This is a genomic window from Actinoplanes sp. NPDC051633 (genome assembly GCF_040681735.1).
GTDB lineage: Bacteria > Actinomycetota > Actinomycetes > Mycobacteriales > Micromonosporaceae > Actinoplanes.
Genome location: NZ_JBFAZH010000421.1, coordinates 1 through 6,034 on the forward strand (window position 1 = coordinate 1; position 6,034 = coordinate 6,034).

2 protein-coding genes and 1 pseudogene are annotated in these 6,034 nt (G+C 69.9%); 1 reads left to right on the top strand and 2 read right to left on the bottom strand.

Annotated features, from left to right (window positions below; translation table 11 throughout):
• Window positions 1–208: 208 nt before the first annotated feature.
• Window positions 209–1,100: pseudogene (locus tag AB0M20_RS22495) on the top strand (transposase); the annotation flags it as partial.
• Window positions 1,101–1,121: 21 nt separating this feature from the next.
• Here the strand turns inward: AB0M20_RS22495 and AB0M20_RS22500 are convergent.
• Window positions 1,122–2,573, bottom strand: coding sequence for a lipopolysaccharide biosynthesis protein (locus AB0M20_RS22500; RefSeq protein WP_364301096.1), 1,452 nt, complete (start codon window positions 2,571–2,573; stop codon window positions 1,122–1,124).
• Between the two features lie 7 nt (window positions 2,574–2,580).
• Window positions 2,581–6,034: DUF4082 domain-containing protein (locus AB0M20_RS22505; RefSeq protein ID WP_364301098.1), on the bottom strand; the 3,454-nt coding region annotated here is incomplete at its 5' end.

Genomic DNA, 6,034 nt, shown 5'->3' on the forward strand with positions numbered 1-6,034 from the left:
TCCTAATGGGTCTCGAACCGGCCTGTTCTGATAGAAGGGTCGGGTCCACACCGCCAGGAGTCGAGCACTGATGAGTCCAGACCTTCGAGGTCTACGGCTAGAGCGTGCCGCTGCTGGTTGGTGAGGGGGCGAGACGACTGGTGGGATGTCGTGCCGATCGAGCACTGATGCCGATTGAGCACTGATCCATGCCAGGATCGCCGCCTTGCATGCGTTGATCGCCGATCACCTCGGCGACGACGAGCCGGACTCGGTGGTGGTCGGTATCGAGACCGACCGCGGCCCATGGGTGCAGGCTCTGCTGGCAGCGGGTTATCAGGTGTTCGCGATCAACCCGATGTCGGCGGCTCGGTACCGCGAACGGCACGTCACCTCGGGCGCGAAAGCGATCCGGGGGACGCCAAAGTCCTCGCGGATCTGGTGCGCACCGACCGGCAGCAGCACCGGCCGATCGCCGGCGACACCGAGCTCGCGGTCGCGGTCAAGGCGCTCGCCCGGGTACATCAAAACTTGATCTGGACCCGGCGACGGCAGAGCGGTCATCTGCGCTCGACGCTGCGCGATTTCTACCCCGGCGATTTCTACCGCGGCGCCTTCTACCCCGGCGCCTTCTACCCCGGGGCCGTGGCCACGTTCGACGAGCTCGCCGGCCGCGACGCCCTCGCCGTCCCGGAGATCGCGCCGACCCCGGCGAAGGGCCCCAGCCTGGTCTGGGACCGGTTCTCGCCGCCCGGGTGCTCGCCGAGTTCGGCGACGACCCCACCCGCTACGCCGACACCCGCGCTCGCCGCAACTACGCCGCGACCAGCCCGATCACCCGCGCGTCCGGCACCAGAAGGATCGTCCTGGCCCGCGTCGCCGGCAACAAACGCCTCCGCGATGCCCTCTACCTACAAGCCTTCACCGCACTGTCCCGCTCACCCGGCGCCCGCGCCTACTACGACAACCGTCGCGCCCGCGGCCACACACACCACCAAGCACTACGCGCCGTCGCCAACCGCCTCGTCGGCATCCTCCACGGCTGCCTACGCCACCGCGAGCCCTACCACGAAACCACCGCCTGGCCAGCCCCAGAACCGCAGTTTGCCCTCGCCGGTTGACTTCTTACACACGTGCGATATCTAGTCGGTCGGCTGGACCGCCCGGAGGCCGCGCAAGGAGTGGCGGGACCGGTAGACCAGGGCCGCCATCACCGCGACGCCCACCACCGCCATCGCGGCCACGGCCAGGAGGTCGGCCGTCAGGTAACGGCCCGCCACCCAGGCCAGCGCCGCCGCCAGCGCGCCGCCGAGCAGCGGGACCGCCAGTTTGGCCAGGAAGCCGGCCGGGGCGACCCCGGTGCGGCGCAGCTCGTACAGATAGATCGGCAGGATGAGCAGCAAGCCGACGCCGAACTGGGCGGCGGCGGCGCCGGCGGAGCCGCCGGAGTTGGCGCCGAACCACACCGCCGGGGCCAGGACCAGCAGCCACACCACCTGGATGGTGAAGACCACCCGGGTGTTGGCGAGCACGACGAAATAGTCGTAGACCAGCTCGAAGATGATGCGCAGCAGGCCGAGCAGTGCCAGCCACGGCAGCACCGCCGCCGATGGGCCCCACTGCACGCCGTAGACCAGGCGGATCAGCGGCTCCGCGGCCACCGCCAGCATCACGCAGACCGGCACGACCACCGAGGCGAGCAGCCCCGCGGTCGACAGGAAGGTGCTGCGCATGGCGCCGGGCTCGCCCTGCAGGCGGGCCAGCGCGGCGGGGGCCACCGCCCGGACCGGTTGCGAGAACATCTGCACCGGCCAGTTCGACAGGTTGACGGCCAGCACGTAGAAGCCGAGCGCCACCGGGCCGAGCACGGCGCCGACGATGAGCCGGTCGATGTTCGCCACGGCGAAGACCACCAGCGACGAGCCGGCCAGCGGCAGACCGAAGCGCAGCAGCGCCCGGGCCGTGCCGCGATCGAAGCCCAGCCGCAGCCCGGCCGGCGCGAAAACGGCGAACAGCACTCCGCCGGCCGTCGCGCCGACCAGCTGGCCCACCGCCAGGCTCATCGCGCCGAGCCCGTTGAGCGCGCAGGCGATCGACACGAACGCGCCCAGCCAGGTGGTGACCTGATCGGCGATCATCTTGCGGTCCTGCCGGAACTGCCGCTGCAGCAGCGCCGCGGGCGCGGCCACGACGCCGTTGACCAGTACGCACAACGCCAGCACGCGCACCACCGGGGTCGCGCTCTCGTCGCCCATCAGCCGCGAGAACGCCGGCGCCCCCAGGAAGCAGGCGGCATAGACCAGGACGCTGGAGACCACCGAGATCGTCGCCACGGTCGGCACGATCGGCTTCGGGTCGCCCGGCCACCGGACGATCGCCAGGCTGACGCCGAGCTCGTTGAAGCTGAGGACGGCGAGCAGCGCGACCATCGCCACGGCGAAGGTGCCGAACTCCTGCGGCCCGAGGATCCGGGCCAGCGCGATCCCGATCGCGAGGGTCCCGAAGCGTGCCAGCGCGGTGCTGGCGAAGCTCCATCCGAGCGCCCGCCCTGCCTTCGCGGCCAGCGGTTTGTCGTCCTGGACCGTCTGCGTCATTGAGTCCTCACTGGCTGGGCTGGAAGTACACGTCGACCCAGAAGTTGTGGTTGGTCGCCGATCCCGGGAAGCCGCTGGCGCCGTAGCCGTACATTCCGCCACCCTGCGGCACCCGCAGCGGCGGGTTGGTCACACCGGCCTGGGAGAAGCCGTTGATGGTCGCCGCGTATCGGCCGACCGCCGTGTGGTAGCTCACCACATAAGTCTGGCCGGCGGTCACTTCCACCGGAGTCGCGAACTTGACGGACTGCCACCCCGAGGCCGTCTCCTGGCCGAACACGGCGGACCTCAGCGGCGAGCCGTCGGCCGCCCACAGCGCTCCGGTGTGCGTACCCGTGTTCGCCGGTCCTTTGTAGAACCGGGCACCGGTGACCGTGCCGTCGACATCGGGCACGAACTTCATGCCGACGTTGATCGGGTCGTTGTCGTTCCAGCCGTCGCTGTCCGGGGTGGCCGAGGCGGGGAAGACGTTGACGCCCTCCGGTGTGCCCGTCGAGCCGGTCTGCTCGTCCGGCAGGAAGAGCGGGTCGACCCAGTAGTTGGCCGAGCCCCACGACTGCTGCGGGAAACCGCTGGAGCCGTACCGGTAGACGCCGTTGGTGCCCGCCGGCGCGCGCAGCGGTCCACTGGTGACCGGCGACGAGAAGTAGTTCGACGTGTATGCGTACCCGCCGTTGGGCGCAAAGTACGAGATCACGTAGCTCTCGCCGGCCTGGACGTCCACCGGGCTGTCGAACCCGGCGGTCTGCCAGCCCAGCCCCGAGCCCGGACCGAAGGTTACCTGCCGGATCACACCGCCGGTCGACGACCACAGCGTGCCGGTGTGCGTGCCGGTGTTGCCCGGACCCTGGTAGTACCGCAGGCCGATGATCTTGCCGCTGGCCAGCGGGACGAACTTCGTGCCCAGCTCCACCGGCGACGCGTCGGCACCGCTGGCCACCGCGGGCGTCGCGTCGATCGCGAACAGCGTCTTCACCGACGGGTTCAGGTCGATGGTGAAGGTCCATTCGACCGGCTCCTCTGTGGTGACGCCATCGGTGTCGGTCGCCGTGATCCGGGCGGTGTAGGTCGTCGCCGCGGTCAGCGGCTCGGCCGGTGTGAACGTCGCGGTCTTGCTCGAGGCGGTGTACGCGAACGTCCCGGCCACCGGGTTGTCGGCGGCGTCCCGCACGGTGAAGTCGATCGTCGACGGGTTGAGCGACTTGGTGAACACCGCCGACGGGTGCACCGCGGCGAGGACGCCGCTGGCGTTGTCGAGCGGCGTCGTCGACACCATTGACGGCGGAGCGTCGCTGCTGGAGACGAACTGCACGTCGACGTAGTAGTTGGTGTCGCCGTACGACCGGGTCGGGAAACCGGCGCCGTACCCGAACAGCCCGTTCCCGCCCGACGTCGCGGACCGCGGCGCCGTGAGCGGCGAGGCCTTCCAGTCGGTCAGGCTGAACGCACGTGCGTCGGCCGCGTAGTGGCCCGCCGGAGCGAAGTACGACACGACGTACGTGGTCCCCGGCTGCACCTCCACCGGCTTGCTGAACTTCATCGTCTGCCAGCCGGTGGACGATTCGTCGGTGAACGTCCCGTAGGCCAGCCGGGTGCCATCGGCCGTCCAGAGCGTGCCGATGTGCGTACCCGTGTTGCCGGCGCCCTTGTAGAACCGCACCGCCGTGACGAAGCCCTCGACCTCGGGCCTGAACTTGACGCCGAGCTCAACCGCCGTCGAGTCGCTGGTAGCGGTGCTGCCGGGGATCCGATCGCCGAACAGCGTGTTCTTGCCGGTGAGCGTGAACTGCCGGGTGGCGGGCGCGCCGATGTTGACGCTGTCGTCGATGGCCCGCACGCGCACGACCTGGGCGCTCAGCCCGGTGGTGTGGAAGGAGTACGACCACGAGGTGGTGCCGGTGGCGGGGTGCCACGTGGCGCCCGAGTCGGTGGACACCTCGACGCCGGCCACCCGCCCGCCGGTGTCGCTCGCCGTGCCGGTCACGGTGACCTTGGCGCCGTTGACCACCGTCGTGGTCGCCGACGGCGAGGTGATGGCGACCGTGGGGGCGTTGGTGTCGGCCGAGACGGTGCCCGCGACGAGGCCGCTCATCAGCGTGGCCGGCTGCGTGTTCATGTCGGCGAGCAGGTTGACCGTCGCCTGCTGCATCCGCACGTCGACCGGGGACACCGCGCCGTCGTGGTAGGTGTCGAGACCCCACGCCCACTGGATGGTGCCGGAGGAGAAGACCAGCGCACCGCTGGGTGCCCGGTAGAGCGTCATCGAGTGCGTGGTGGTGCCGGGTGCCACCGCCTTGCCGAAATCCTGGAGATACTCCGGCGTCGGCCCGGTCGTGGTGGACAGCCGGATCAGCCCGGCCGGCCGGAAGCCGTTGTCGAGATCCTCATTGGACTCGTATCCGACGGTGTGCGGGGCGAGCGTCGCCATCCCGGAGGACAGGTTGGCCACCGAGGTGTTGCGCCACAGCCGGTACTTGCCCTGCGCCGCCGGCACCGTCATCGGCAGGTCGGTCGAGTTCGCCATGTAGGCGGTGCCGACCAGCGCGTTCTCCGGGTTGCCGCCGCCGGTGGCCGGCGGGGTGAAGCGCGGGTCGCGCCAGGTGCCGGTCCACTCCGACGTCGGGTCCAGCTCGTCGGTGTCGTTCCAGGTCTCCTTGTAGCAGACCAGCGTGCGGTACGCGGTCGAGGGGCCGGCCGTGCTGGACTCCCACCGGGTGCGCCAGTAGACGTCGTTGCCGGCGAACAACGCGAGGTGCACACCGGCGTCGCGGGCGGCCTCGACGTTCGCCCGCTGCGGCGCGGACCAGTACTCGGCGTGGCCGTTGGACATGAAGACCTTGTGGTTCTTGATAAGCGCCCCGCGCCGGTCGCTGTCGACGTCCGTGGTGTAGCTGACGTCGTACCCGTTGCGTTCGAGGAAGCGCAGCATCGGGTACTCGGCGCTGAAGAGGAAGTCGCGGCCCTCCATGGCGCCCCGCGTCGCGAAGGGACGGTTGTAGCTGAGCTTGTACCCGCGGCCGTTCTCGCCGCCCTCGTAGAAGTCGACGCCGCCGTAGAGGTTGTACGCCTGCCAGGTGGCGTCCGAGGTCTGGAAGAGCACATCGGACGTGCCGGCGTCGTTGCGCACGACAAACGTGATGTGGCTGGCGCCGCCGGTGTCGGGCCGAGTCAGCTTGGCGATGTAGACGCCGGACACCTGGCTGGACGGAACCGCCCAGGACGCCGAGACGCCCCAAGCTCCGCAGTCGTAGATGCCGGTGGACGAGTTGGTGGCGCAGGTGCCTTGGCCGTTGGAGACCGCGACGTTCGGTGTGAGCGGCGTGATCTTGCGGGCGCCGTCGCCGCCGTAGTAGCCGAGCCGGTACACGTCGATGGTGTAGGCGGCGGCATCGGTCTTGATCTTGAAGTCGATCGTCGCACCGGCGTTCACGCTGATGTCGGTCGGGAAGCCCTGGATGGAG